Origin of the sequence: Actinoplanes sp. TBRC 11911, assembly GCF_012933445.1 — a bacterium.
Classification (GTDB): Bacteria; Actinomycetota; Actinomycetes; order Mycobacteriales; family Micromonosporaceae; genus Actinoplanes.
Genome location: NZ_JABBNC010000044.1, coordinates 1 through 23376, shown reverse-complemented (window position 1 = coordinate 23376; position 23376 = coordinate 1). Strand labels below are relative to the sequence as shown.

At 71.9% G+C, this 23376-nt stretch carries 19 protein-coding genes; 10 read left to right on the top strand and 9 right to left on the bottom strand.

Annotated features, from left to right (window positions below):
- Positions 1-29: 29 nt before the first annotated feature.
- Positions 30-404 carry a glyoxalase gene (locus HH310_RS38190; RefSeq protein WP_169180636.1) on the top strand — a complete coding sequence of 125 codons (375 nt, stop codon included), beginning with the start codon at positions 30-32 and terminating at the stop codon, positions 402-404.
- On the opposite strand, the gene HH310_RS38185 is transcribed toward HH310_RS38190, so the two are convergent.
- The 8 genes from HH310_RS38185 to cysC all read right to left on the bottom strand — a co-directional run bounded on the left by HH310_RS38185 (position 394) and on the right by cysC (position 10452).
- The gene (locus tag HH310_RS38185) at positions 394-1383 is read right to left on the bottom strand and encodes a glycosyl hydrolase (protein ID WP_169180635.1); all 990 of its coding nucleotides are present in this window, start codon (positions 1381-1383) and stop codon (positions 394-396) included. The genes HH310_RS38190 and HH310_RS38185 overlap by 11 nt on opposite strands.
- Positions 1376-2101: a class I SAM-dependent methyltransferase gene (locus HH310_RS38180; RefSeq protein WP_211193147.1), complete on the bottom strand. Its 726-nt coding sequence runs from the start codon at positions 2099-2101 to the stop codon at positions 1376-1378. Before HH310_RS38180 ends, HH310_RS38185 begins: the two co-directional genes overlap by 8 nt.
- On the bottom strand, positions 2098-3603 hold the full coding sequence (locus tag HH310_RS38175) for a lipopolysaccharide biosynthesis protein (protein WP_169180634.1): 1506 nt from the start codon (positions 3601-3603) through the stop codon (positions 2098-2100). Before HH310_RS38175 ends, HH310_RS38180 begins: the two co-directional genes overlap by 4 nt.
- Positions 3600-4481 carry a sulfotransferase gene (locus HH310_RS38170; protein ID WP_169180633.1) on the bottom strand — a complete coding sequence of 294 codons (882 nt, stop codon included), beginning with the start codon at positions 4479-4481 and terminating at the stop codon, positions 3600-3602. The genes HH310_RS38175 and HH310_RS38170 overlap by 4 nt, the downstream gene beginning before the upstream one ends.
- Positions 4482-4490: 9 nt before the next feature.
- A complete protein-coding gene (locus HH310_RS38165) occupies positions 4491-5720 on the bottom strand; it encodes a hypothetical protein (RefSeq protein WP_169180632.1) in 1230 nt (409 codons plus the stop codon).
- Positions 5708-7075, bottom strand: a complete 1368-nt coding sequence (locus tag HH310_RS38160; protein ID WP_169180631.1) for a hypothetical protein — start codon at positions 7073-7075, stop codon at positions 5708-5710. The genes HH310_RS38165 and HH310_RS38160 overlap by 13 nt, the downstream gene beginning before the upstream one ends.
- Positions 7072-8838 (bottom strand): Wzz/FepE/Etk N-terminal domain-containing protein, encoded by a 1767-nt coding sequence (locus HH310_RS38155; protein ID WP_169180630.1) that lies wholly within the window; start codon positions 8836-8838, stop codon positions 7072-7074. The genes HH310_RS38160 and HH310_RS38155 overlap by 4 nt, the downstream gene beginning before the upstream one ends.
- 93 nt (positions 8839-8931) lie before the next feature.
- Entirely contained in the window at positions 8932-10452 is a 1521-nt protein-coding gene (gene cysC, locus HH310_RS38150) for an adenylyl-sulfate kinase (RefSeq protein ID WP_169180629.1), read from the bottom strand.
- Between the two features lie 187 nt (positions 10453-10639).
- Between cysC and HH310_RS38145 the strand changes: the two genes are divergently transcribed.
- Both HH310_RS38145 and HH310_RS38140 read left to right on the top strand, forming a co-directional pair.
- A complete protein-coding gene (locus tag HH310_RS38145; protein ID WP_312034595.1) occupies positions 10640-11899 on the top strand; it encodes a glycosyl hydrolase in 1260 nt (419 codons plus the stop codon).
- A gap of 16 nt (positions 11900-11915) precedes the next feature.
- Entirely contained in the window at positions 11916-12821 is a 906-nt protein-coding gene (locus HH310_RS38140) for a hypothetical protein (RefSeq protein WP_169180627.1), read from the top strand.
- On the opposite strand, the gene HH310_RS38135 is transcribed toward HH310_RS38140, so the two are convergent.
- The gene (locus HH310_RS38135) at positions 12732-13373 is read right to left on the bottom strand and encodes a TetR/AcrR family transcriptional regulator (RefSeq protein ID WP_169180626.1); all 642 of its coding nucleotides are present in this window, start codon (positions 13371-13373) and stop codon (positions 12732-12734) included. The two genes, HH310_RS38140 and HH310_RS38135, sit on opposite strands and share 90 nt — an antisense overlap.
- 132 nt (positions 13374-13505) lie before the next feature.
- Between HH310_RS38135 and HH310_RS38130 the strand changes: the two genes are divergently transcribed.
- The 7 genes from HH310_RS38130 to HH310_RS38100 all read left to right on the top strand — a co-directional run bounded on the left by HH310_RS38130 (position 13506) and on the right by HH310_RS38100 (position 23293).
- Entirely contained in the window at positions 13506-15056 is a 1551-nt protein-coding gene (locus HH310_RS38130) for an amino acid permease (RefSeq protein ID WP_169180625.1), read from the top strand.
- Positions 15053-15868, top strand: coding sequence for an urea amidolyase associated protein UAAP1 (locus HH310_RS38125; protein ID WP_169180624.1), 816 nt, complete (start codon positions 15053-15055; stop codon positions 15866-15868). Before HH310_RS38130 ends, HH310_RS38125 begins: the two co-directional genes overlap by 4 nt.
- Positions 15865-16461 (top strand): urea amidolyase associated protein UAAP2, encoded by a 597-nt coding sequence (locus HH310_RS38120; protein ID WP_169180623.1) that lies wholly within the window; start codon positions 15865-15867, stop codon positions 16459-16461. The genes HH310_RS38125 and HH310_RS38120 overlap by 4 nt, the downstream gene beginning before the upstream one ends.
- 11 nt (positions 16462-16472) lie before the next feature.
- Entirely contained in the window at positions 16473-20015 is a 3543-nt protein-coding gene (gene uca, locus HH310_RS38115) for an urea carboxylase (RefSeq protein WP_169180622.1), read from the top strand.
- Positions 20012-21622 carry an allophanate hydrolase gene (gene atzF, locus HH310_RS38110; protein WP_169180621.1) on the top strand — a complete coding sequence of 537 codons (1611 nt, stop codon included), beginning with the start codon at positions 20012-20014 and terminating at the stop codon, positions 21620-21622. The genes uca and atzF overlap by 4 nt, the downstream gene beginning before the upstream one ends.
- Before the next feature lie 119 nt (positions 21623-21741).
- Entirely contained in the window at positions 21742-21984 is a 243-nt protein-coding gene (locus HH310_RS38105; RefSeq protein WP_169180620.1) for a DUF222 domain-containing protein, read from the top strand.
- A gap of 1024 nt (positions 21985-23008) precedes the next feature.
- Positions 23009-23293 carry a hypothetical protein gene (locus HH310_RS38100; protein ID WP_169180619.1) on the top strand — a complete coding sequence of 95 codons (285 nt, stop codon included), beginning with the start codon at positions 23009-23011 and terminating at the stop codon, positions 23291-23293.
- The last annotated feature ends 83 nt before the right edge of the window (positions 23294-23376 follow it).

Below are 23376 nucleotides of genomic sequence, written 5' to 3'. Positions count from 1 at the left end.
ACCGTACGGGCGTACGGTAGGAAGGGGGGATGGGGTTTGCGTTTGCGGGGCTGCACCACGTTCAGATCGTGATTCCCGTTGGTGGCGAGGACGTCGCGCGCGGCTACTACGGCCGGGTCCTGGGCATGACCGAGCTGGTCAAGCCGCCGGCGCTGGCGGCGCGCGGCGGGTGCTGGTTCCGGGGCGGGGACTGGGAGGTGCATTTAGCTCCCGTGCCCGAGTTCCACGCCGCGGCGCGCGCTCATCCCGGCGTACTGGTCGATGATCTGGAAGGTCTTGCCGGGGTGCTCGAGAAAGCCGGGCGGCTCGTTCAGTGGGATCCGCACTTCCCGGGCCACCGGCGGCTCTACTCGCGGGACGACCACGGCAACCGGCTCGAGTTCCTGGAGAAGCTCAGGGATTGAAGTACGGGTCCCGGACCATCCGGTGGAACGCCTGGAACGCGGCCCGGTCGCCGGTGAGCTGGAACTGTTTCGTGGGGCCGTTGCCGTCCGGGTCCGACTCGAAGTAGGCGATCGCCTTGATCTGCGGGTTCGCCTTGAACGTGCGGGCCGCGTCGCGTAACCAGGCCGCGCGGCCGGCCGAGCCCCACGCCTTCGCCACGCCGAACTCGCCGACCACGATCGGTTTGGGATGCTGCGCGGCCCAGCGCAGGAACGGATCCATCAGCGCGCCGATCGGCTGGAACTTCTCCCCGGCGTAGACGTCCACGCAGGTCCAGTCGACCTGGTCGTCGCCCGGGTAGAAGTCCGGTGCGTCGCCCCGCATGAAGCCCTCGGCGGTCGGGCACCAGACCCACGACACGTTCTCGGCGCGCTCCTGCCGGAAGATCTCCCGGACGTACTTCCAGGCGGCGATGTAGTCGGCGCCGGACCACATGGTCGGGCGCAGGTTGGGCCGGTCCATCTCCCAGCGCATCCGCAGCAGCACCGGCTGATGCAGCTTGCGGATCGCGCGCGCCTGCTTGCGGATCAGCTTGTCGTGCTCACCGTCCAGGATGGACCGGTTGTCACCGGTGGCCCAGCTGATCATCAGGGTCGCGCCCTGCGCCTGGAACTCCTTGTCGGCCGGGGTGCCGATCTTCTGCTCGAAGCGCCGGTACGTGTTCACGATGCTCAGCCGCCGGCCGAGATCCGCCTGCAGGCTCTCCACGGCGGCGAGCCGGCCCACGTGGGTCAGCTCGTCCGGCTTGATCCACGCGCCGACCAGGGCGCCCTTGGCCGGGGCCGGGAACGGTCCGGAGGCGTACGGGCCGGGGTTGACGGCGATGGCCGAGGGCGCGGCGGTCAGGTCGGGGGACGGCGAGGGGGCCGGTTTCTCCTTCTTGCCGATGGTGCACCCGGCGAGAAGGAGAACCAGCACCAGGACAGCGGCCCTACGCACGGCGAGCGGTGTAGAGGACGTTCACCGCGTACGTGTTGGCACCGGGAAGCCGGCGCAGCGCCGCGTCGGCCGCCCGGGCGATCGAGTGGTCGTGCAGCGACGGCGTGATCATCGAGAAGCCGCGCCGTTCGGTCACCTCGAAGCCGTGCCGGGCGAACAGCTTCTCCACCTCTTCGTGGGAGAGCTCGGCGAACCAGCGTTCGCCGCGGTGCCGGCGCGAGCGCAGGTGCCGCAGCGAACCGGCGTTGCCGTGGTTCTCCACCACCAGGATGCCCGAGTCGAACGTCGGCAGCGCCTTCGCGGCGAAGCCCATCGCCCGATCGCGGACCTCTTCGTCCACATTGAGCATCAGCCGGAACATGGTGACGATGGCCGGGTGGCCGGCCGGCACCGGGCTCGGCACCGGGCCGTCCACCGGCACCTGGTGCCACGCCGCCCGGGAACCGACGTCGGCCGCCTTCGCCATCATCTCGGCCGACGTGTCGTAGCCGTGCGCCTCGCGGACCAGGCCGTGCAGCGTCCGGATGGCCCGCCCGGTGCCGCAGGCGAAGTCGTGCTGCACCGGGGCCATCGGGCCGAACTCGCGGCGGACCAGCGTGCGCAGATAGTCGCGCTGCCGGTCGTTGATCTGCGAGGCGTAACTGTTGGGGGCGTACGTGATGGTCTCGTATTTCTCGACCGCTTCGGTGTCCTGGAACACCTTGGTGTAGTCCGTCAACGCGTTCTCCTGATCTTTGTGAAGGCGTCCAGCTCGAGGTGGTCGCGCCACCGCCACGCGCCGGCCACGTATACGGCCACGGCGACGACGACGGCACCGGCGACGGTGACGGTGGCGACGAGCGGCGCGAGGACGCCGAAACAGCCGGCCGCGAGCAGGGCGGCGGTCCGGGTGCCGCGCCCGAACGGGTGCAGCCCGACCGCGCGTCCCACCTGCACGAGCGGCAGCAGGTTGTTGGCGAGCATCGCGCCGGCCAGCCCGATCGCCGCACCGAGCGCGCCCAGCCGCGGGATCAGCAGCACGTCCAGGCCGATCGTCACGGCCAGCGCGATCAGCACGTTGACCAGGTTCCACGAGGTCTTGCCGGCCATCGCGAGAACCATGTCGACCATGCCGCAGCCGGTGGCGACCAGCATCGCGCCGGCCAGCACCACCACCACTGTCGCGCCGCTCGTGTAGTGCTCGCCGAAGATCCGCAGGTAGGTCGGCGCCAGCAGGATCACCAGCAGACTGATCGGCCAGGTCACCAGCACCAGCCAGCCGGTCGCGGTCTGGTAGAGGCGGTTCGCGGTGGCGCGGTCCCCGGTGGCGAGGGCCTCGGCGAGGCGGGGCTGCACCGACTGCGAGATGCCCTGATTGGCGAACTGGATGAGCACCACGAACCGGCCCGCCACCGCGTAGATCGCCGCCGCCGCCAGCCCACCGAGGGCCGCGACCAGCAGCACGTCCACCCGCTGCACGGCCAGTTGCGCCACGCTGGCCAGCGCACGCGGGCCGGTGAACCGCCAGAAGTCGCGGCGCATGCCGCGCCGTTCCACCCGGTGGGTGGTCACCCCGGGCGGTTTGCCGGCGCGATAGAGCTTTCGGAGCGCGTACGCCGCGAGCACCGTCACCGGCAAATAGGGCGCGGCCCACGCCAACGCCAGGGTGGGCAGCGACCCGGCCGTCCACAGTGCCGCGACGCCCGCCCAGCCGACCAGCGCCATCTGCAGCGTGCTGCGCAACACCCGGTCGACCAGCACCGTCGGGCGCATCGCGTGGTAGCCGCGGGTGGCGGTCAGCAACGCGTCGGTCAGCGCCTGCAACGGCAGGAACACCGCCAGCACCCGCAGGCCGGTGGTGTGCGCGCCGACCACGTCCGCCGCCTCGTGCGCGGTGATCCGGGCCAGCTCCGGCGCCGCCACCCACATGGCCGCGGCCAGCAGCACCGACAGCCCGGCGACCGGCAGCAGCCCGGCCCGCAGGCACGCGCCGAGCAGATGCTCGCGCCCGGTCGCGCGCAGCCGGGCTGGCCAGTAGACCAGCCCGGTCTGGGTGCCGAGCTTCGCCAGTCCGCCGCCGAGCACGAACGCGGCGGTCGCGGCGAAGAACGCGCCGGCCTGCTCGGCGCCGAGCGTGCGCGCGACGATCCAGGTGACCACCACCCCGGCACCGCCGGCCAGGGCCGAGCCCACCATGTTGGCGAGCCCGCCGCGCGCGGTCTTCTCGAGAACCGCCGTCATGCTTTACGGCGCCAGATCGGCATCCGCCCGAGCCACCGGGCGAGCGCGTCGTCGTGCGGCAGGTAGTGGTCGGTCAGGTCGCGGCGCAGCCCCGGATCCATGTCGCTCTGCCGGGGCCGCGCGTTGTGCTTCTCGAACACGGGCCGCTCGAAATACGTGGGCAGCCCGAGGAACTCGCACACCTCGTCGTAGACGGTCTCCGGCTCGGCGAAGAAGCGCTCGCTCTCCACCACGTGGATGCGGTCGCGCCCGACGTGCTGGGCCATCACCGACAGGTACCGGGCGTACTCGCCGCGCGCCCGGTAGGCGTGGTGCTGATGCGCGAAGCTGTAGTACGCCGGGTCCTCGGCGAGCCGTTCCTCCTGCCGGTGCAGCCGGGCCGGTTCCAGCGCCAGCGCGCCCCCGAAGTCGCGTTCCGTCTCGAACCCGCGGGCGACCTCGTGGTGATGCTGCGAGTAGGCGCGTTCCACCGGATCGCGGACCAGCACGAGCAGCCGGGCGTCCGGCAGGTCGCGGGCGATCCGGGCGGCCGCCTGCGGGTGGTACATGTAGTACGGGCTCGACTCGAAGGTCTGCGCCGGCACCCCGTACCGCTCGGTGACCTTCTCGGCACTGCGGTTCATCGGGAAATGCGCCTTGTACCAGGCCATCCCATGGTCGTACGAGGTGTCGAAGTAGTGCACGCCCTTGTGCAGCACGGCCTTGAGCACCACCGGATGGCCGGCCAGCGCGCGGTAGAGCGACGTGGTGCCGCAGCGCTGCCCGCCGCAGATCAGGAACGACGGGGTCATCCGGCCCGGGGCGGTGAGCCGGCCGTACGAGCGGGAGCCCAGATGCACGACCCGTTTCATCGGCATCGGCATTTTACGAACGTCCATGATGGCCTTTCAGAGTTCCTCGACCCGGCGGATCAGCACCGGCAGCAGCCAGGTGCCGAGCACGCCCAGGCGGGCGCCGGCCTCGGCCTGGCGATCGGTCAGGTAACGGGTGGCCAGGTCGACCAGGTACAGCAGGGCGGTGACCTCGCGGCCCGGCCCCGGCACCCCGAACGGCGCGAGCAGTTCCGCGGCCCGGCGCACTGTCGACTCCACCGCGTCCGTCGCGTCGCCGGTGGACTGGATCCGCTTCTGCAGCTCGTGGTGCACCGCGTCGAAGCCGAGCGGCACCCCGGTGGCGAACCGTTCCCAGTCCCAGACCAGCAGCGCATCGGCCAGGTTCGCCATGTTCCAGGGCGCCCAGTCGCCGTGCCACGCGCCGTAGCGGAACACGGTGTCGCCGGCGTGCTCCACCAGCTTCCCGGCCGCCTTGGCGAGCCCGGCCCCCTCGGTGCGGTCGGCCACCGCGGCCAGCCGGACCCGCAGCTCGTGCCAGTACGCGCTGCCGTCCAGCGTGCCCTGCGTGTAACCGCAGCAGCCGGCGATGTCGAGCATCGCGGCGGTGAGCCGGCGCGGGGTCAGCGGCGCACGTGGCAGCCACACCGGCAGCGCCGACTGCACCAGCACCTGCAGGTCGCGCCACTGCCCGGCGTGCAGCACCCGCGGCACGATCAGCTTGCTCAGCCCGCTGCCGTTCAACGCGGTCAGCGCCGCCGTCTCGGCCCGCACCAGGCGCTGGGTGAGCGGGCCGGTGCCCAGCTTCCCGAAGCCGAACGTGTCGCCCTCCGGGCCGATCAGCTGCAGCACCGGCTTGCGGTTGGCGCGCGCCGGACCGATGTGGACGCTGACCGACAGCTCGCGGCCGAGCGCCTCGCTCAGGTAGCCGTCGATGCTCTTGGAGAACGGGCCGGTCACCTTGACCCGGTCGCGCAGCAGCACCCCGGACGCGCCGGTGCGCAGCGCGGCGACCACCGCGTCGCGCTTGAAGCGCGCGGCCCTCGACTGCGGCTCGGCGTACCGGCGGACCGCGGCGGCCGCCACCTTCTTCGACGTCGACGGGACCAGCAGCCGCGGGCGGCGCGCGTCCGGCACCACCACGTACTCCACGATCGGGGTGCCGGGCGTGCCGTCGGTGCGGCACGGCGCCGGATACAGCAGATCGAGCACCTCGGCCAGGTATTGGGTGCGTAACGCGGCATCGGAGGCGGTGAGTTCCGCGGGCGCCGTCTTCACCGGGCACATGTTGGGTCGTCCCCCTCGAGTGAGTTGCGCCAGAGCAGCGCAAACGCAAGAACCATGAACGCCAGAGGGGTGACCAGCGAGTTGTACCAGAGCATCGCCGAGAAGGACGTGACGATCGCGGCCGAGCCGGCCACGCCGATCGCGCTGCGGTCCCGGCGGAACCGCCACAGCCCGTAACCGAAGAAGCCGAGATATCCGGCGGTGCCGGCCGCGCCGTGGGCGAAGAGGAGTTGCCACAGCTGGCCGTTGCCGCCGACGGTGAAGTTGCCGCAGCGCTCGCAGCCCGCGCTCTCGCCCACCGTGATCGAGTTCCGGCCGCCGAGCGTGTTGCGGGTGCCGCCGTAGCCGATCACCGGTGACCCGAGGAAGCCGTCGAGCGCGCGGTCGACGAGGAACGAGCGCACGCCGTTCGACTTGCCGTTGTCCAGGCGCGCGCCGACCACGGTGCCCAGCGGGGTGGCCGTCAGCGCCAGCGCGAGCAGGGCGGCGGCCACCGTCACCGCGCCGAGGATCCACACGCGGCCGGCCAGCACGTACCGGGCGGCGACGTAGACGACCAGCACGCCGATGCCGATCCACAGACCGCGGTTGAGCGACACCACCGCCGGGACGATCGAGACGGCCAGGCAGAGGATCGCGCCTAGCTTGGCCCCGGGCTTGCGCGAGCGCCACGCGGCGACGACGAGCCAGCCGGCCAGCAGGCAGAAGTTGTTGCCCCAGGTGTTGGTGTAGCCCCAGGGCGCGGCCGGGCGCGGCTTCTCGCCACCGACCAGGTCCATGATCTGCGCCGCGTACGGATGCACCAGCGACTGCACGAAGCCGTTGGACCGGATGTGCCCGGGCAGCATCAGCTCGACCGGCGAGGTGAACTCGAAGGTGCCCGCCACCATGCCGAGCAGTCCGCCCGCGACGGTCACCACGAACAGCCAGCCGAGGAGGCGTACCAGACGTCGTTTCGGCAGTTCCGACTCGGTCAGGTTGCCGGCGTAGAGCAGGAGCACGGTCGCCGAGGCGTACATGATCAGCTTGTAGCCCGCGCCGGTCAGCCGGCCGGACGCGTGCCCGGCCACGGTGCCGGGCGGGTCGGCGCCCAGCACGGCGATACCAACAACCACCGCCACCAGGAACAACACCCACCAGCCGAAGCCGGGTGGCAGGCGCAGCAGGCGACCCGCCGCGCGCCGCCGGAGCAGCAGCACGAGCATCGGCACCGCCAGCACCGCGAAGACCAGCACGCCCAGGCCCAGCGCCCACCACAGTGGGTAGAACGCCAGCAAGCTCGCGACCGGCCAGGCCGGCAGAACGCGGCTCCGAAGACTGCTGGCGTGGGCGGGTGCCTTGACCGCCAGGGTCACTTGTGGTCGCCGTCCGAGTCCTTGACCAGTCCGGACATGTCAATCACGGCGGTGATGTCCTCGGTGCCGCCGCGCTGGCGCACGGCTTTGTCAGTTTTATCCACATTTTTGCGTCCGGCCGAGGTCGTGCCGGTCGGGATGCGCATCGGCTGGGTCAGCTCGACGTCCGGGATCGCCTGGTCGGCCGTCGGGGCGGGCGCGCTGCCCGACGCCGTCGACGGGGTCAGCGCCACGGCCGGCGCCATCGGCTCGGGCGTGCGCACGTGCGTCAGCCGCGGCAGCACCACCGCGCCCAGCAGCGGCGTGCCGACCCGGCGCAGCTGCTCGGCCGCGTCCAGCAGGGCGGGCCGCCGCGACCGGCGCAACTCGACCGCGAGGATGGCCGCGTCCGCGAGACTCGCGAGGCTCTGCGCATCCGCGCTGCTCGCCGTCGAGGGCGCCTCGATCACCACGTAGCCGCCCTGCCGGCGCAGCGTCTCCAGGGTGTCCTTGAGCCGCTGCGACTGCATCAGGCCGGCCGCGGTGGCCGCGCCGCCCGTGGTGATCACCCGCAGCGACGGGATGCGCGGCGTGCGCTGCAGCGTGCGGGCCAGGCTCACCCGGCCGGCCAGCAGGTCGGACAGGCCCGGGACGGCGGCGACGCCGAGCATCCGGGCCAGCGGCGCCGCGTCCACCACGCTGTCCGGCAGGTGCGCGCCGATCAGCACCACGTCACTGCCGGTACGGGCGAGGGCCGCGGCCAGGTTCGCCGCGACCAGCGTGCTCGCCGAACCCCGGCTCGCCCCGGTGACGACGATGATCTGGTCGCCCTGCGGCAGCGTCGCGAGGACCTCGTTGCGCAGCCGGTTGAAGACGCGCCCGCCCGCCCCGTACGGCTGCAGCACGTCGTCGAAGTGCGGGGTGGTGCGTTCGTCGAGGGCGGCCAGCACGTTCATGCGGCCGCGGTCGCGGACGTCGGCGGCGGTGCGCAGGCGGCGGTCGAAGCGCTCCCGGACGAACGCGAGCGCGGCCCCGGCCAGCAGCCCGAGCATGCCGCCGGTGGCCAGGTTGACCATCGCGTTCGGACTGGCCGGGGTGTCCGGCAGGCGCGCGTCGCTGATGATGCTGCCGGCCCCGACCGTGGTGGTGGTCAGCTCGTTCAGCTTGCCGGTCAGGTTGTTGAGCTGGTTCTGCGAGTTGTTGCGCAGGCTCTGCAGGTTGCTCTCGTCCGGGCTGCCCTTGAGCGCGCGGGCCAGCCGGGCGTTGATTCCGCTGAGCGTCGTGGTGAGCTGCTTGACCTTGGTGGACAGCGTCTTGATCTGCTGATCCAGGCCGCTCTGCGCGGTTTCCTCGCGATTGCGCAGGTACGCCTCGGCGAACGCGTGCGATCCGGCCTGCGCGTCCTGCGGAGTCCCCGCCTGGAACGTGATCACCAGAACCGTGGTGTTCGCCGGCACCTCGACCTTGACGTCCTTGGCCAGGTCGATCGGCGAGCGGCTGGTGCGCAGCAGGGCGGCGGCCTTGACCGCGACCGCACCGGACCCGACGAGCTGGGCCTCGGTGTCGAGGTTGACCATGCTCTTGGTGCGGCCGCCCTGCGCGTTGGTGTCCTGGTCGACCGCCTGCACCAGCACCGAGGTGGACGACTCGTACACCTTGGGCAGGGCCGCGGTGATCAGCACGCCCGCCCCCAGCCCGGCGCCCGTCGCGATCAGCGGGACCCACCAGTGCCGGCGGAACACGCCAAGGTAGTGCGAGACATCCGCGGGGCGTGACGCTTCCATCAGCTGGCGGCCCTTTCGGGGGTGAGTGAGTGTCTATTTCCGGGCGTTTCGCCCCCGGAGGGGTAAACGTCTCACTCCCGCCTTCGTGATGGCTCAGGTCAGTTTTGGCTCCACCCAGCCGTGCTCCACCAGGTATGCCTGCACGAGCTCGACCGCCTCGCTCACCGACATGTGCGTGGTGTCGATGGTCAGCTCGGCGCGGGGCGGCTCCTCGTACGGGTCGTCGATGCCGGTCATGCCGCGCAGCTGCCCGGCGCGCGCCCGCGCGTAGAGGCCCTTGCGGTCGCGCTGCTCGCACACCTCGAGCGGGGTGTTGACGTGCACCAGCACGAACCCGGCCCCGGCCTCGGCGGCCATCGCGCGGGCCGCGGCACGGGCGTTCTCGTACGGCGCGATCGGGCACGCCACGGCCATGCCGCGATGGCGGCCCACCTCGGCCGCGACCCAGCCGATCCGGCGCACGTTGCGGTCCCGGTCGGCCTTGCTGAAGCCCAGCCCGGCGGACAGCTCGCGGCGCACCACGTCGCCGTCCAGCAGGGTGATCGTGCGCTGGCCGTCCTCGCGCAGCGAATCGGCGAGCCCGCGCGCGATCGTCGACTTGCCCGAGCCGGAATAGCCGGTGAAGAACACCACCAGGCCCCGGTGCCGGCGCGGCGGACGGGCCCGGACCAGCTCTTTCGCCACCGCCGGGGGAGTGTGCCACTCGGGCAGCGGGAAACCGCGGTCCAGCAGGTCGTCGATCTCGGCCGGGGTCATGGCGAGGCGGCGGTTACGCGGCGGGATGTCGTCGCGCCAGCGCCACTGCCCGTCCCGGTTGTCGTAGGCCAGCTCACGCGGCACCAGCACGCGCAAACCGGCGCCGGAGAGCATCTCGCCGGTGGACAGAACATGAGTCACGCCGTACGCCGCGGCCACGCGCGACCGCAGCAGAGCATCGCGCAGTTCGTCTCCCCGCGGCATCAGCGGCACCGCGACCACCGTGGCCGGGGGCATCCGGTCGCGCGCCGCGAAGATCGAGCGGACCAGCGCCTCGGGCGGCAACCCGTCCGGGCCGGGACCACTGACCGGGATGAGGATGAGCAGGTGGGCGGCCAGCGTGCGGGCGGCGTGCGCGATCTGCGCGAGCTGCGGGCGATGCAGCGGACGGTCGGCGATCACGCCGAGCACCCGGCCGGGCGGCAGCAGGGCGGTGACTTCCTCGGGCGTACGGCGTAGCCGCTGGAACGGGCCGTGCCCGCCGTCGCCCATCCGCCGGACCGTGCCGGCGACGTTGTAGCGCCGCTCGGCGATCGGCCAGACGTCGGTCACATCGAGGGCCGCCACCGGCGCGCCCTCCGGGTCGGTGAGGATCACCGTGCGGTGCAGCGGGTCGTCAAGCACCAGCCCGGTGGCCAGCTCGGCCGGGATCTCCAATGTGACCGGAACCGGCCACGGTGTTCCGTCGGCGAGGCGTCCCCGGCGGCGCAACGCGTCCAGGTCGGCCCGGCCCAGGAAGCCGGTCAGCGGCTGGTAGGCCCCGGACAGGAGAAGTTCCAGGTCCGCGAGCTCGTGCGGGTGCGGGGTGTACGACGGGGCGTCACGCAGTACGTCCTCGGGCAGCACCGAACCATTCACTCTCGTATCCCCCTGCGGCCGATTGGCGTCCAGTTTCGCAGCCGCGCCGATCGCGGTCGAGACGGGTCTCCCGTCCCGCTTCTCCGCACCTCTTTAGCTCTACTCTTCCTCGTTTGGTAATAGACAAATCGGTCTTAAGTCACAATACTGGCGATTCGTGAGTCGACGCCCGCGCTTTGTACGCTTCGTGGCCATCCCCACGGCCGTTGTCATTTCCGTGGTCACCACTCTCGCCTGGGCGTGGACCGGCGGGGTGGACCAGATCGGACTGCCGCTCGGCGACCCGACCGTGTCGTTGCCGCTGCTGTCGCCGCCGTCCGGCGATCTCGACGGCCCGCATCCCGACGGCCGCCCGCAGGCCCGCGTGCCGGCGACGCCCTCGTCCGCGCCGGCATCGGCATCGGCGTCCGCGGCGGCGCCCGCCACCACCGTGCTGGCGCCCGCGCCGCTGCCCCCGGCACCGCTGCTGCTGCCGGCCGGGCGGCGTGGTGGATGTGTCACCGGGTCGAAGCTGGTCCCCACCTGCGGCGTGCTCTGGGGGGTCGCGCCGGGCGCGCACACCGAGAGCCGCGGCGCCTACGCGCTCGCCCGCTTCGAACGCAAGACCGGTCGCCATCAGGCGATCTACCACGCCTACCACGGCGGGATCCGGCAGCTCTTCCCGACCGAGCAGGAGATCGCGATCGCCCACCAGAAGGGCCGGCACCGGGTGCTGTTCCTGAACTGGAAGCCCGAGTCCGCGTCCTGGGCGAAGATCGCGAAGGGGGATCGCCGGACCGACGCGTTCCTGGACCGGCTGGCCACGCACATCAAGAAGAACTTCCCGGACAAGTTCTTCTTCGCGGTGCACCACGAGGGCGAGAACGACGTCCGCGAGAGGGCCGGCTCCGGCTACACCGCGCGTGACTACGCCGCGATGTACCGGCACGTGGTGAAGCGGCTGCGGGCCAAGGGCGTCACCAACATCGTCACCGTGCTCGTGCACATGGCCTACGTGAAGCACGCCACCAAGGCCTGGTTCAACCAGATGTATCCGGGCGACGACGTGGTCGACTGGATCGGCTTTGACACGTACGCGTACAGCGACCCGGGTTACGGCCACGGCGACTTCGCCGAGGTGTTCAACCGGCGGCAGGAGGTCGAGGGCAAACGGGCCTGGCCGGGCTTCTACACGTGGGCGGTGACCCGGCATCCGGGCAAACCGTTGATGATCGCCGAGTGGGGCGTCTGGTCGTCCAAGAAGCACACCAAGTACAAGGCCGACTTCTACCGCGAACTGGGCCGGGAGATCCGGGGCTTCCCGCAGATCAAGGCCATGGTGCAGTTCGAGACCCCGCACAACCAGAAGGGCCAGGACTCGTCAGTGGACAGCACACCCCAGGCCCTGTACGCCTACCGCAAGCTCGGCCGGTTGCCGATCTTCCAAGTGGCGGTCGATACCGCCTAGCTCTACGCTCGGCCGGATGGTGACCGGCTTCCTCGCCCGCCGCGGCCGGACCGTCCTGGTCTGGACCGCGGCGGTGCTGTTCGCGGTGATGGTCGTGGCCGCGCTGGTCGGGCACATCCCCGGTCTGGGCATCACGCTGCTCTGCCTGACCGGTCTGTTCGCGATCGCGTTCACCCTGGTCCCGGCCCGCGACGAGATCGAGGTCGTGGACGGCGCGCTGGTGGTTCCCGGCGACCCCGGCCTGCTGGTCCTGGGACTGGCCCACCTCACGCTGATCGCCTCGATCTGGGTGGTCGGCGTGCACGACAGCGCGCGGGCGGCCTGGGCCGTGCTGATCGTGTTCTTCGCGCTGCCGTTCCTGCTCTACGGCCCGGGTCTGCGCTCCGGCACCGGGGTGTCGCTGACGCCGGACGGCATCCGGGCGCGCAAGCAGTCCGGTTCGGTGTGGATCCCGTGGGCGGCGCTGGCCACGACCCAGCCGCCGCCGGACCCGGACGGCACGATCGTGCTCGCCCTGTCGCACCCGTCGCTGATCGTCAAGACGGCCTGGCCGTTCGATGCCGAACGGCTGCCCCGGCACGCCGTGCTCGCGGTGGCGATCCGGTACTACACGGCGAACCCCGAGGCGCGGGCCGCGATCGGCACGCCCGAGTCGTACGAACGTCTGGTCGCCGAGATCGGGGCCGAACCGCTGCCGGCCCGCCGGGAGAGGGCGTCGCGCGCCGCCCGCGACCTCACCGTCGGCGGCGTGGTGATCGTCGCGTCCGTGGCGATCTTCGTCTGGACGCGCGCGGCGTTCGACGGTCACGGCCTCATCGAGGTGCTGCCCCCGCTAACCGCGGTGCCCGCCCTGTTCGGCGCCGCCCTGGTCGCCGGCGCCTTCGGCCTGCGTGGCTGGAAGGCGCTCGCGAAACGGTCCTAGCCGGACGGCGGCCTCGGCCACTTCCCGCTGCAGCCGGTCGGTGGGCGGCAGGTCGCTCAGGTCGCGGCGCATGCCGATGACGCTCTCCACCATGCCGAACACCAGGTCACCGGTCACCGCATCGCCGACCAGCCGGCGGTAGACGGACCGCAGCCGCTCGCGCTCGGCCCGGAAGCGCGCGAACGGCTCGCCGGTGACCTCCGGCAGGGCGTACAGGATGCCGATGTTCCACCGGGCGTCGAGCAGGACACCCACATCGAACCGGACCAGTGCGTCCAGCGCGTCCGCCGGCTCCCGGCCCGCCAGCGTGCCCGCGTAGTCCAGCGACGGGCGGACCGTCGACTCGAGCAACTCGGCGAGGATCTGTTCCTTCGTGTCGAAGTGGTAGTAGAGCGACGCCTGCCGCACGCCGACCATCTCGGCGATCATCCGGGTCGAGGTGGCCGCGTAGCCACGCTGGGCGAACAGCTCGGCGGCGGCGTCGAGGATCTCGGCACGGGCGGTGCCTTCCGGAAGGCGTCGTGCGCCGGACCGCGGCCGACCAGGGTTCACCGCGGCATCGTCGCACGCGAGCCCGTTAACACTGTGGATACACCCCGCAATGCAAGGTTTACGGCGCAGAAACCGCGGTCGATGGGCGCCACCGGAAACCTGTCACCTGACAGGTATTCCGAGGAGGTCGCCATGTCCAGCGCCACCACCGACGCCGCCGATCTGCGCGGATTCGGCTACGAACCCCAGCTTCGCCGCAGCATCGGCGGCTACGCCTCGTTCGCCGCCGGGTTCTCCTTCGTCTCGATCCTGACCACGGTCTTCCAGCTGTTCGCGTTCGGCTTCTCGTTCGGCGGCCCGGCCTTCTTCTGGACCTGGCCGCTGGTCTTCGCCGGCCAGTTCATGGTCGCCCTCAACTTCGCCCAGCTCGCCGCCCGCTACCCGATCTCCGGGGCCATCTACCAGTGGTCGCGGCGGCTGGCGAACGCGACGGTCGGCTGGTTCGCGGGCTGGGTCATGATCATCGCGCAGATCGTGACGGTGTCCGCGGCCGCGATCGCGCTGCAGGTCGTGCTGCCGTCGATCTGGTCCAGCTTCCAGCTCGTCGGCGGCGATCCCGCGCTGACCTCGACGAGCGGGGCCACCAACGCGGTGATCCTCGGCTCGGTCCTGATCGCCCTGACCACCGTGGTCAACATCGTCGGCGTCAAGCTCATGTCGGTGATCAACAGTGCCGGGGTGACCCTGGAGATCATCGGCGTGGCGGCGGTCGTGGTGCTGCTGCTGACCAAGGCCGAGCGCGGTCCCGGCGTCGTCCTGCACACCGGCGGCACCGGCTCCGGCCTGGCCTACGTCGGCCCGTTCCTGGTCTCGGCGCTGATGGCGGCGTACGTGGTGGTCGGTTTCGACAGCGCCGGCGAGCTCAGCGAGGAGACCCGCGACCCCCGGCACACCGCGCCCCGGACCATCCTGCGGGCGCTCGCCGCGTCCGGCATCGGCGGCGGGCTGATGCTGCTGGTCGCCCTGATGGCGGCGCCCAGCCTCACCGACGGCCGGCTCGCCACCGAAGGTCTCCCGTACGTGCTCACCAGCCGCCTCGGCGAGACCGGCGGACGGGTGCTGCTGGTCGACGTGGCGATCGCGATCGCGGTGTGCACGCTGGCGATCCAGACCGCGGGCAGCCGGATGGTCTTCTCGATGGCGCGCGACGGCGTCCTGCCGTTCTCCGCGGCGCTGTCGCGGGTCTCGCCGCGCACCGGGGCGCCGGCCCTGCCCGCGATCGTGGTGGGTGCCGGGTCGGCCGCGGTGCTTCTCGTCAACATCGGTCAGCCCGCTCTTTTCACGGCTCTCACCAGCGTCTGCATCGTTCTGCTCTACATCGCGTACGCCCTGGTCACCGTCCCGTTGCTGGTACGGCGGCTGACGGGCTGGCCGAACACCGACGAGGTGATCCGCACCGAACGTGACGGCAAGCTGTTCACCCTGGGCCGGTTCGGTGTCGCCGTCAACGTGCTGGCGGTCGTCTACGGCATCGGCATGATCCTCAACCTGGGCTGGCCGCGCCCGGAGGTCTACGACCCGGCCGGGACGCACTGGTACCTGCACTACTTCTCGCTGCTCTTCGTCGGCCTCACGCTGGCGGCCGGTGGTCTCGCCTACCTGCGGTACCGGACGCGCGCGCTGTCGCTGCACCTTGCGCTGCCGGTGGTGCCGGTAGCCGTCGCGGAGGTCGAGGCCGCATGAGCACCGCCACCACCGCCGGGGCGCGTGCACACGCGCGGGCCCAGGCCGGCACGCACACCGAGTCCATGCCGATCGTGCCGGCGTCGCGGGCCGACGACGTCCCGGGCGTCGCCGCCGCGGATCTGACGTGGGCCGAGACCGTTCCGGGTGGCGGCTACGCGAGCCGTCGCCTGGCCCGCGGCACCACGCTGCGACTGACCGATGTGGACGGCGACGCCTGCGTCTCGGTCCTGTTGTTCAACGCCGACGAGCCGTGGGAGCGGCTCAACGTCGCGGACACCGTCAAGGTGCTGTGGCAGGCATACGTCGGTGCGGGCCATCTGCTGCTGTCCGGCCAAGGCCGGGTTCTCGCCTCGGTCATCGCCGGGGCGCCGGATCGCTCGGACACGTTCTGCGGGACGTCCACCCTGGTGGGCAACACATCGCGGTACGGCGACGGATCGCCTCGGAGCGCCACCCCGGCGGGCCGCGAGCTGTTCACCGTGGCCGCCGCGAAACACGGGCTCACCCGCCGGGACCTGCCCCCGAGCATCTCTTTCTTCCAGGGTGTACGCGTCGACAAAGCCGGCTCGTTCCAGTGGCTCGGCTCGGCCGGCCCGGGCGGGATCGTCGAGTTGCGCGCCGAGATGCCGGTGACGGTGCTGCTGGTCAACGTGCCGCACCCGCTCGACCCCCGCCAGGCGTACACCTGCACGCCGCTGCGGATCCGCGCCTGGCGCGGCGGTGTTCATCCACCGCTCGCGCTCTCGCCGGAGGGGGAGCGCGCGTTCGCCAACACCGCCGACTATCTCGCCGCCCGGGGGCTCGCATGATGCTCGACCAGACCGTCGCGGCCCGGGCGCCCTGGTCCGCGATCGTGCCCCGCGGTCACCTGCTCACGATCGTCGACCTGCACGGCAACCAGGCCGTGGACTGCCTGCTCTACAACGCCGAGGACACCACCGAGCGCTACTCCGCACCGGACACCGTCGCCGCGCAGGGCCGCATCTTCCTCACCACCGGCAGCGTGCTGCGCTCCAGCGAGGGCCGCCCGCTGATGACCATCGAGGCCGACGAGGTGGGCCGGCACGACACCGTCGGCGGCGCGTGCAGCCGCGAGTCCAACACCCTGCGGTACGGCCACCACACCACACACCAGCACGCGTGCGTGGAGAACTTCCTCGCCGAGGGCGCCCGCTGGGGCCTGGGCCAGCGCGACCTGGTCAGCAACATCAACTGGTACATGAACGTGCCGGTCGACCCGGACGGCAGCCTCGGCATCGTCGACGGCATCTCGGCGCCCGGCCTGCGGGTCGCGCTGCGCGCCGAGATGGACGTGCTGGTCCTGGTGTCGAACTGTCCGCAGATCAACAACCCGTGCAACGGCTTCGACCCGACGCCGGTCCGCATGCTGATCACGTCCTGAGGGGTTGCCCGATGTTCGACACACTCCTGGTCGCGAACCGTGGCGAGATCGCCGCCCGGATCATGCGCACCGCGGCCCGGCTCGGTCTCAAGACCGTCGCCGTCTACTCCGACCCCGACCGGTCCGCGCCGCACGTCCGCATGGCCGACATGGCCGTACGCCTCGGCCCCGCCCCCGCCCGCGACAGCTACCTGCTCGTCCACCGTGTCCTCGACGCCGCGCGGTCCGCCGGCGCGGGAGCCGTCCACCCCGGCTACGGTTTCCTGTCCGAGGACGCCGGGTTCGCCGCCACCGTCGAGGAGGCGGGACTCGTCTGGGCCGGGCCCACCCCGGCCCAGTTGGTCGCGTTCGGAGCCAAACACACCGCCCGCGACCTGGCCCGCGCCGCGGGCGTCCCGATGATCGAGGGGACCGGCCTGCTCTCCGGGCTGGACGAGGCGCTCGACGCCGCCGAACGCATCGGCTACCCGGTGATGGTCAAGGCGACCGGCGGCGGCGGTGGCATCGGCCTGCAGGCGTGCCGCGACCCGCGCGAACTCGCCGACGCGTACGACCGGGTGGAACGTCTCGCGGTGGCCAGCTTCGGCAGCGGCGGCGTGTTCCTGGAACGGTTCGTGCCCCGGGCCCGGCACGTCGAGGTGCAGGTCTTCGGGGACGGCAAGGGCCGTGTGGTGGTGCTCGGTGACCGCGACTGCAGCCTGCAGCGGCGCCACCAGAAGGTGATCGAGGAAGCGCCCGCGCCGGGGCTGCCGGACGCGGTGCGTTCGCGGCTGCACTCATCGGCGGCCGCGCTGTGCTCGTCGGTGTCCTACCGCTCGGCCGGCACGGTCGAGTTCGTCTACGACGTGGAGCGCGAAGAAGCCTCATTTCTGGAGGTCAACGCCCGCCTGCAGGTCGAGCACCCGGTCACCGAGGAGATCCTCGGCGTCGACCTGGTGGAGTGGATGCTGCGTCTGGCCCAGGGCGACGACACCATGCTCGACACGCCACTGACCGCCGCCGGCGCGGCCGTCGAGGCACGCGTGTACGCCGAGGACCCCACCGCCGGGCACCGCCCCAGCGCCGGGCTGATCACCCGCGCCGCGTTCCCCGCCGACGTCCGGGTGGACGGCTGGGTCTCGGCCGGGACCGAGGTGAGTACGGCGTACGACCCGATGCTCGCCAAGGTGATCGCGTTCGGGGCAACCCGCGACGAGGCGTACGGGCGGTTGCGGACCGCGCTCGCCGGCACCCGGGTGGACGGCATCGAGACAAACCTCGGCCTGCTCCGGGCCGCGGCCGCCGAACCCGCCGTCCTGGCCGCGCGGCACTCGACCGCGACGCTTGCCGACGTCCGCGACACCGAGCCGCGCATCGTCGTCGAACGGCCCGGCACCCTCACCACGGTGCAGGACTGGCCGGGGCGTACCGGGCTGTGGGAAGTTGGCGTACCCCCGTCCGGGCCGATGGATGATCTGTCGTTCCGGCTGGGTAACCGGGCGCTCGGCAATCCGGCGGGCGCGGCGGGCCTGGAGTGCACGGTGGACGGGCCGGCGCTGCGCTTCACCGCGCCCGCCAGCATCTGCGTGACCGGGGCGCCGGTGCCGGTGACGATTGACGGCGTGCCCGTGTCGCGGTGGGAGCCGGTGACGGTGCCGGCCGGGGCGGTTCTCGACGTCGGGCGCGTCACCGACGGCGGACTACGGGCGTACGTGCTGGTTGCCGGTGGTCTTGATGTTCCGGACTATCTGGGTAGTGCGGCCACCTTCACGCTCGGGCAGTTCGGCGGGCACGGCGGCCGGGCCCTGCGCGTCGGTGACGTGCTGCGCGCGGGGAGACCGACCGGTCTGGTCACCGGGCCGGTTCCGTCCGAGGCGCGGCCGGCGATCCACCGGGACTGGCGGATCGCGGTCACCGAAGGACCGCACGCGGCGCCCGAGTTCTTCCGCCGCGAGGACATCGACGCCTTCTACGCTGCCCGCTTCGAGGTGCATTTCAACTCGGCACGTACGGGCGTACGGCTGATCGGGCCGAAACCGCGCTGGGCGCGTACCGACGGCGGGGAGGCCGGGCTGCATCCGTCGAACATCCACGACACTCCGTACGCCGTGGGCGCCGTCGACTTCACCGGCGATGTGCCGATCCTGCTCGGTCCGGACGGCCCTAGCCTCGGCGGATTCGTCTGCCCGGCCACGGTGGTTACCGGCGAGCGCTGGAAGCTCGGCCAGCTCGCGCCCGGCGACACCGTCCGGTTCGTGCCCGTCTCCGACGACACCGCGGCCGCGCTGCGGGCTTTCTCTCATCCGGCGGTCCCGCCCCTGCTCACCCGCGACGACGGCGTTCTCGCCCGTCGCGAGCCGACCGACGCTGCCCCGGCCGTGACCTACCGGCGCTCCGGCGACGACAACCTGCTCGTCGAGTACGGGCCGATGACGCTCGACCTCGGACTGCGGATGCGCGCCCACGCACTGATGGACCGGCTGCGTGCCGAGCACCTTGACGGCGTCGTCGATCTGACGCCCGGGATCCGCTCGCTGCAGATCCACGTCGACCCGGATGTGCTGTCCGTGCGCCGGGTCCTGGACGTGGTCCGCTCGGTGGAGGACGACCTGCCCGCCACCCGCGACCTCGAAGTGGCGAGCCGGGTCGTGCACCTGCCGCTGTCCTGGGACGACCCGGCGACGCGGGAGGCGATCGCCAGGTACATGGCCGGCGTCCGCGACGACGCGCCGTGGAATCCGTGGAACATCGAGTTCATCCGCCGGATCAACGGCCTGGACAGCGTCGAGGACGTCTACCGGACCGTGTACGACGCCAGCTACCTGGTGCTCGGGCTCGGCGACGTGTATCTCGGTGCCCCGGTCGCGACGCCGCTGGACCCGCGGCACCGGCTGGTCACCACGAAATACAACCCGGCCCGCACCTGGACGCCGGAGAACGCGGTCGGCATCGGCGGCGCCTACCTGTGCGTGTACGGCATGGAAGGCCCCGGCGGCTACCAGTTCGTCGGCCGCACCGTGCAGGTGTGGTCCCGCTGGGCCGAGCGGCCGTGGCTGCTGCGCCACTTCGACCGGATCTCCTGGTACCCGGTCGGCGCCGAGGAACTGCTCGACCTGCGCGCCGACGTCGCGGCCGGCCGGCACCGCTTCCGGATCGACGACGGCACCTTCCGGCTGGCCGAGCACGAGGAGTTCCTGGCCGGCAACGCGGCGTCCATCGAGGAGTTCCGGGTGCGGCAGGCGGATGCGTTCGGCGCGGAACGTGACGCGTGGGCGGCGGCCGGGGAGTTCGATCCGCGGCCCGAGCCGCCGGCGCCACCTTCGGCCGGGGCGGTTTCGGTTCCGGACGGCGGGGCGGTGGTCGAGGCGCCCTTCGTATCCAGCGTCTGGCGGGTCGACGTCCGGCCCGGCGACCGGGTGCGGGCCGGACAGCCGCTGCTCGCGCTGGAAGCCATGAAGCTCGAAACCGTGGTGACCGCCCCGCAGGATGGACAGGTGACCGACATTCTCGTGACCCCGGGATCGCAGGTCGCGCCGGGCAGCCCGCTCGTCGTCCTCACCGGGAGTGCCGCATGACACCGTCGCAGCGGGTACACGCCGCCTACGCCAGGCTCGCCCAGGGTGAGCGCCCCGAAGCATGGATCACGCTGCGGCCGTTGCCGGACGTGTTGGCCGACGCCATCGCGGTCGACCCGACGCTGCCGCTGGCCGGACAACTGCTCGCGGTCAAGGACAACATCGACGTCGCCGGCCTGCCCACCACGGCCGGCTGCCCCGCGTACGCCTACCAGCCGTCCCGAAACGCACCGGCCGTCCAGCGGCTGGTCGACGCCGGCGCGATCGTGCTCGGCAAGACCAACATGGACCAGTTCGCCACCGGGCTGGTCGGCACCCGGAGCCCGTACGGTGTGGTCCGCGCGGTGGCCGACCCGGCTCGCGTCGCGGGCGGTTCCAGCTCCGGCTCCGCCGTGGTCGTCGCGCTCGGCATCGCCGACTTGGCCCTCGGCACGGACACCGCCGGATCCGGCCGGATTCCCGCGGCGTTCCAGGGCATCGTCGGGCTGAAACCGACACGTGGTCTCGTCCCCGTCGAGGGCGTCGTGCCGGCCTGCCAGAGCTTCGATTGCGTGACGGTGTTCGCGCGTACGCTCGGTGCGGCCGCCGCGGCGATGTCCGTGATGAGTGACCCGCTGCCCGCGGACGCGCCGCTCGCCGCGCCGCCGTCCCCGGTGGTCGCGGTCCCGCATCGCGACGAGCTGACCGGGATGTCGCCGGAGTGGCTCGATGCTTTCGAAGCGGCCACGAAGACCCTGTCGGCGGCGGGCGTGACGCTGCGCCCGATTCGTCTGTCGCCGTTTCTCGCCGCCGCCCGGCTGCTCTACGGCGGCGGGTTCGTCGCGGAACGCTACGCGGCGGTGGGCGCCTTCATCGACGAGCATCCGGACGAGGTCGACCCCACCGTGCGGGGCATCATCACCGCGGCCCGGGACATTCCGGCCCACGTGCTGGTGGCGGACACCGCACGGCTCTCCCGGTTGCGGGCGGCAGCGATGGCCGAGTGGGGTGACGCGGACGCGTTGCTGCTGCCGACGGCGCCGATGCACCCGGCGATCGCCGACGTCGCCGCCGACCCGGTCGGGGTCAACTCGGCCCTCGGCACGTACACGAACTTCTGCAACCTCTTCGACCTGTGCGCCGTCGCGGTCCCGGCCGGGATCGGCGTCCAGGTCATCGCCCGCGGATACGCCGACGCGGTGGCCACCGGCATCGCGGCGCTGCTGGTACAGGAAAGGCCGCCCGCGCCGGTCGGTGGGCTTCGCCTGGCGGTGTTCGGCGCGCACCTGACCGGGCAGCCGCTGAACGGGCAGCTCACCGCGCCGGGCGGCCGGTTGGTGGGGGCGATCCGCACCGCGCCGGAGTATCGGCTGTACGCGCTCGCGACCAGGCCTGCGCTGGTCCGCGTCGAGCACGGCGGCGCGGCGATCGAGGGTGAGCTGTGGGAACTCCCCGCTGCCGCGCTCGGCCCGTTCCTGGACCGGCTGCCCGCGCCGCTGGTCCTCGGCAAGGTGCGGCTCGACGACGGGAGTGCCGTTACCGGCTTCCTGTGTGAGAGTGTCGCGGTGCTGGACGCGCCGGACATTTCGTCGCATGGTGGCTGGCGCACCTACTTGGAGTCGTCGTGAACCACCAGGCGCCGCGGTATCTGCTCGGCGACCTGCTTCTGCGGTTGCTGGCCCGGGCTGCTCGCCGGCTGGGTGGTTCGCGTCGCCGGGCCCGGCCTCCGAGGGTTTTCAGATGGTGAATGGTCGCGGTCACCGTCGCCTGCCAGCCCCTGGCCCGCGCACTGGGCGCGGGCATCACCGACCCCGGTCAGCGGGTGTCGGCCGCGACCATGGGGCGGCTGGCCTGTGACGCCCGGATCGTGCCGGTCGTGCTCGGCAGTGCAGGGCAAATCCTCGATGCGGGCCGCGCCGGCCGGCTGGGCTACAGGCCCGTTACGCCGTGCCCTGCACCCCGGGACGGCGCCGGCGCGGCCCCGGACTAGGACCGTCCGCCACGCTGGACTGACGCGCATCACCTGACCGCCTAGACCGACGGCGGTGTTACCACTTTGGACAGTCCCAGGTCTCACTAGACGAGTAAGTCCTAACCGTGGTGGTAGGCGGTGGTGCGGTGGTGCCAGAGCGAGGCGCTGTCGCGATTCGTTCGCGGGCGGCGGTCCCGCTATGTGTAACTGTTCAGCGGGTTCCGTCGGCCGCGAGTCCCCGTGCGAGGCGACGCCGCCAGGCCCGGGCAGGTCCCAGCTCCCCACAGTGGCCGCCCCACCCGGGCGTGGGGAGCCGCGACGCCGAGGAGGTTGCGGTTGCCCACACCGCAGCCACCCCCATCCAGGTGTGGGCAGTCGCGACGCCGAGGAGGTTGCGGTTGCCCACACCGCAGCCACCCCCACCCCGGTGTGGGCGGTCGCGACGCCGAGGAGGTTGCGGTTGCCCACACCGCAGCCACCCCCATCCCGGTGTGGGCAGTCGCGACGCCGAGGAGGTTGCGGTTGCCCACACCGCAGCCACCCCCATCCAGGTGTGGGCAGTCGCGACGCCGAGGAGGTTGCGGTTGCCCACACCGCAGGCACCCCCACCCCGGTGTGGGCAGCCGCCACGACCGGAAGGTCCCGGCTCCCCACAGCGACGGTCCGCGCAGGTCCGCCGCGCATGGCCAACTCATCGGAGCGTGAGCGGCGCGAGAAACAGCTGAACAGTTCCGCTATGTGGACACCGCGGTCACATCGTGGATTTTTGTGAACCTTGGAGAGTTGCGCCCACATACGAGCCATAACTCTCCAAGGTTCACATTCGGCCGGAGAAAGCTTCCGGGCAAAAGCCTCATTATTTGACAAAGGCATTCTCTACAATGGACGTCGGTCCCACATCGCGGACGGTGGGTCCATGATGCGGGCGCGGGTCTCAGCAGGCGGTCGCCTATCTCACGGAATGGAAGCGCCGCGCGGCCGCGCGCCGAGCCCGCCCGTCCAGCGGCCCAGCCAATTCGGCAAATCCCATGAAATGTCGGATATGCGAGAAGCGTGGCAGGGCTGGCGGACGGCGATCAGGTCGCTGATTCGCCTGCGGCCACTGATTCGCCTGCGGCCACTGATTCGCCTGCGGCCACTGATTCGCCTCCGGCGCAGCCTCTACCACCCCACCGCCATGGACCGCTGGGCGGTGGTGGGCCGCTGGGTGGCGGTGGGCCGCTGGGTGGCGGTGGGCCGCTGGGCGGCGGTGGGCCGCCGGGCGACCACCCATCGACGGATGGCCATGCACCGCCAGCAACGCCCCGGTCACCGAACTAGCCCCTGACGGCGTGGTGGCGGCGCTTCCCGGCGTGATCCAGCGCACCCCAACCCGGACCGGCGTCGACACACCCAGGGAGGTGATGTGGC

Bases quoted from the DNA above. Each gene is read 5' to 3' on its own strand.
- HH310_RS38190 (WP_169180636.1), top strand. From the start codon at position 30: ATGGGGTTTGCGTTTGCGGGGCTGCACCACGTTCAGATCGTGATTCCC.
- HH310_RS38175 (WP_169180634.1), bottom strand. From the start codon at position 3,603: ATGACGGCGGTTCTCGAGAAGACCGCGCGCGGCGGGCTCGCCAACATG.
- HH310_RS38170 (WP_169180633.1), bottom strand. From the start codon at position 4,481: ATGGACGTTCGTAAAATGCCGATGCCGATGAAACGGGTCGTGCATCTG.
- HH310_RS38165 (WP_169180632.1), bottom strand. From the start codon at position 5,720: ATGTGCCCGGTGAAGACGGCGCCCGCGGAACTCACCGCCTCCGATGCC.
- HH310_RS38155 (WP_169180630.1), bottom strand. From the start codon at position 8,838: ATGGAAGCGTCACGCCCCGCGGATGTCTCGCACTACCTTGGCGTGTTC.
- HH310_RS38140 (WP_169180627.1), top strand. From the start codon at position 11,916: ATGGTGACCGGCTTCCTCGCCCGCCGCGGCCGGACCGTCCTGGTCTGG.
- HH310_RS38130 (WP_169180625.1), top strand. From the start codon at position 13,506: ATGTCCAGCGCCACCACCGACGCCGCCGATCTGCGCGGATTCGGCTAC.
- HH310_RS38125 (WP_169180624.1), top strand. From the start codon at position 15,053: ATGAGCACCGCCACCACCGCCGGGGCGCGTGCACACGCGCGGGCCCAG.
- HH310_RS38120 (WP_169180623.1), top strand. From the start codon at position 15,865: ATGATGCTCGACCAGACCGTCGCGGCCCGGGCGCCCTGGTCCGCGATC.
- uca (WP_169180622.1), top strand. From the start codon at position 16,473: ATGTTCGACACACTCCTGGTCGCGAACCGTGGCGAGATCGCCGCCCGG.
- atzF (WP_169180621.1), top strand. From the start codon at position 20,012: ATGACACCGTCGCAGCGGGTACACGCCGCCTACGCCAGGCTCGCCCAG.
- HH310_RS38105 (WP_169180620.1), top strand. From the start codon at position 21,742: ATGGTCGCGGTCACCGTCGCCTGCCAGCCCCTGGCCCGCGCACTGGGC.
- HH310_RS38100 (WP_169180619.1), top strand. From the start codon at position 23,009: ATGCGAGAAGCGTGGCAGGGCTGGCGGACGGCGATCAGGTCGCTGATT.